Here is a 2,682-nt window from a genome sequence, read left to right on the forward strand (position 1 = left end):
GAGCCGGAGCCGGAGATGACTCCAGCAAAAGGCTTGCCCAAAGTTTTCTGGCTGTATCTTTTGGCAGCAGCCTGTGTGGCTATGGGGTTTGCGGATTTTCCCCTCATTGCCCTGCATCTGCAACAACAGTCAGGGAGCGATGGGGCAGGGATCCCTTTGCTCTATGCCCTGGCCATGGGGGTGGATGCCCTGGCCGCCCTGGGCTGTGGCTGGCTGTTCGACCGCGTGGGGCTGTGGAGCCTGCTGGGAGCGGTGGCGGTATCGGCTGGATTTGCGCCGCTGGCCTTTTCCGGTACCTATGCTCTGACGGTGCTGGGCATGGTGCTCTGGGGGATTGGTTTGGGGGCCCAAGAATCCATCATGAAGGCGGCGGTGGCCGGTATGGTAGCTCCCGAGACGAGGGGCTTTGCCTTTGGCCTGTTTACCAGTGTCTATGGATTGGCTTGGTTTGTGGGCAGCGCCCTGATGGGGGTGCTTTACGATTTCTCCCTGACTGGCTTAGTGCTCTTTTCGGTAGTCACTCAAGGGCTGGGGGCGGCTATCCTGCTGGCTCTAGTGTCCAGGAGGCAGGCCGAGGTGGGCTGATGAAAAGCCCCTGCACCAGATTACGGTGCAGCTCTTCGGGGGTTTCGTTTGTGCTAGTGGTGAGGAGCACCATCCCCTCAGGTTTTGGGCCACCTCCAGGAGCTTTTGTCAGAACCCGATTTTCAGAACTGATCCTTCATACCGCGCAGGCGAGCGAAGACCCGCACCGGATCCTGAGCTCCGGTGGCTGCCTGCAAAGCCGGCTGATCCCAACGCAAGAAGGGATTGGTGCGGCGTTCCTCGCCAATGGTGCTGGGGACAGTCGGGGATCCCGTCTGGCGCAGGGCAGCCACCTGCTGATAACGCGCCTGCAGGTCGGGGTTGTCTCCATCCACTGTCAGGGCAAACCTGAGATTGTTCAAGGTGTATTCGTGGGCACACCACACCCGTGTGGCTTCCGGCAACTGCCGCAGTTGATCCAGGGATCCCACCATCTGCTCCGGCGTGCCTTCAAACAGCCGCCCGCATCCCCCGGCAAACAGGGTATCGCCACAGAAGAGATCCCCACTCTCGGAAAAGTAGTAGGCAATATGGCCGCGGGTATGGCCGGGCACAAACAGCACCTTTGCTAGCCGACCCGCAAACTCCACTGTTTCCCCTGCCTTGAGCTCCACCGTCTGGCCAGGGATCCGCCCCCGATCCACCTGGCTGCCATAGACTCTGGCACGGGGATAGCGCTCCAAAAGCTGTCGGTTGCCCCCCACGTGGTCGTGGTGGTGGTGGGTGTTGAAAATGGCCACCAACTCCGCCCCCAGCTCGGCCAGCTTTTCCAACACGGGCTCAGCCACTGCCGGATCCACCACGGCTGCTGTTGCAGTGTCGGGATTGTGGAGCAGGTAGATGTAGTTATCGCGCAGGGCAGGCAACTGGAGAACGCGCATGGCTCGGCTAACTCTCAAAAATGGCCTGTTCTACGTCTTGCCGGCTGAGGGAATAGGGAAAAGATAAAGTTTTCGTGTTGCCGTCTGGGTAGGTGTATCGCACCCAAATGCTGGTTTCTTCCAGGCGCAAAATGGCTTTCCAGCCAGGCCGTTCGCAAAACCACTGCTCCACATCCTGCGGGTCGCGGGTGCAGCCCTGATCCTCCAGCCAGCGTTCGATGGTGTGGAGCGGGTGATTGTACAGGGGCGTGGTTGCAGGAGGCAAAGGCATGGCGAGATTCAAGAAAAGCAATCAAACCCTAGAGTCAACGGGCTATGTTCATTCAAGCACTCCTGATCCAGAATCCGAAAACTCGATCCCAATGTCCTACCGAAGAGGGCAGGAAATGCTCGCAGAATCAGCTTGCCCCACTCTCTCGCAGCCAAGCGAGGACACCTGCCAACACCAAACACACAACCAGGGTGGATCCCATCAGCAGCAGGGCACACAGCTCGCCAGCCGAAAGTGGGCGGGTTTCCATACGCAGCTCTAGAGAATCGGCACCAAGGGATCCCGGCATGCCCAGAGATCCCGTGTTGGCGGTCACCGCCCGTAAGCTGGCATCGTAGATGGCCCGTTTCGCCGGGTTGCTAAGGACAAGGTAGGCCTCCTGCAACTCTTGGAAGCAGCGAATGGCCACTTCCGGAGCCAGGGGAGAAGTATCGGGATGGTAGCGCTTGCTCAATTGCCGGTAGGCCCGCCGGATGGCCTCAGGAGATGCCCCTGGAGACAGACCCAGCCGTTGGTAGTAGGTGAGGGAAGTCAAGGAGCGCATGCAACCTATGGAGGAGCAAGACTACAGGGGCAGCAAAACCGCTTTCAGGGGAGCACAGCTCTAGTCCAGTGTAATCACTCGCGCAGACACCGGGATCCCTGCAGCAAGCCTCTATTCTTCCTCATCCTCTTCAGACTTAGCTTTGGGATAGTAGAAACCGGTGTTGCGACCGCTGAGAATGGCGCGCCCAATGGTCATGGCTCGCTGGGCCTGGAGCTTAGCTTTGCCCAGCCAGACGGCGTAGCGCCTGCGACTGCGGGCTTTAGAAGTTTTCTTCTTAGGAACAGGCATGGCTTCGCACAAAAACACAGCCTTACTAGGCTAGCATTGAGGCTGCGCTGCCGATCCCAGCTTTATTCAGGCAAGTAGCCTATCAGTGGTTGACCAAAAGGCGCGGCAAG

General features: G+C 59.1%; 5 protein-coding genes. 1 reads left to right on the top strand and 4 read right to left on the bottom strand.

The window, feature by feature from the left end:
• The coding region (locus NW819_RS01530) for an MFS transporter (RefSeq protein WP_414412687.1) at nucleotides 1–585 on the top strand (585 nt) is incomplete at its 5' end.
• A 122-nt stretch (nucleotides 586–707) separates the two neighbouring features.
• On the opposite strand, the gene gloB is transcribed toward NW819_RS01530, so the two are convergent.
• The 4 genes from gloB to NW819_RS01550 form a co-directional block, all read right to left on the bottom strand.
• On the bottom strand, nucleotides 708–1,466 hold the full coding sequence (gene gloB, locus NW819_RS01535; protein ID WP_414351175.1) for a hydroxyacylglutathione hydrolase: 759 nt from the start codon (nucleotides 1,464–1,466) through the stop codon (nucleotides 708–710).
• A gap of 7 nt (nucleotides 1,467–1,473) precedes the next feature.
• On the bottom strand, nucleotides 1,474–1,737 hold the full coding sequence (locus NW819_RS01540; RefSeq protein WP_011431822.1) for a DUF3143 domain-containing protein: 264 nt from the start codon (nucleotides 1,735–1,737) through the stop codon (nucleotides 1,474–1,476).
• Between the two features lie 127 nt (nucleotides 1,738–1,864).
• The gene (locus NW819_RS01545) at nucleotides 1,865–2,281 is read right to left on the bottom strand and encodes a J domain-containing protein (RefSeq protein ID WP_414342162.1); all 417 of its coding nucleotides are present in this window, start codon (nucleotides 2,279–2,281) and stop codon (nucleotides 1,865–1,867) included.
• A 111-nt stretch (nucleotides 2,282–2,392) separates the two neighbouring features.
• Nucleotides 2,393–2,572, bottom strand: a complete 180-nt coding sequence (locus NW819_RS01550; RefSeq protein WP_011431820.1) for a 50S ribosomal protein L32 — start codon at nucleotides 2,570–2,572, stop codon at nucleotides 2,393–2,395.
• Between the last annotated feature and the right edge of the window lie 110 nt (nucleotides 2,573–2,682).

It is taken from the genome of Synechococcus sp. R8-2 (assembly GCF_047461715.1).
GTDB lineage: Bacteria > Cyanobacteriota > Cyanobacteriia > Thermostichales > Thermostichaceae > Thermostichus.

Coding starts and splice junctions, on each gene's coding strand:
- gloB (WP_414351175.1), bottom strand. CDS start 1,466: ATGCGCGTTCTCCAGTTGCCTGCCCTGCGCGATAACTACATCTACCTG.
- NW819_RS01540 (WP_011431822.1), bottom strand. CDS start 1,737: ATGCCTTTGCCTCCTGCAACCACGCCCCTGTACAATCACCCGCTCCAC.
- NW819_RS01545 (WP_414342162.1), bottom strand. CDS start 2,281: ATGCGCTCCTTGACTTCCCTCACCTACTACCAACGGCTGGGTCTGTCT.
- NW819_RS01550 (WP_011431820.1), bottom strand. CDS start 2,572: ATGCCTGTTCCTAAGAAGAAAACTTCTAAAGCCCGCAGTCGCAGGCGC.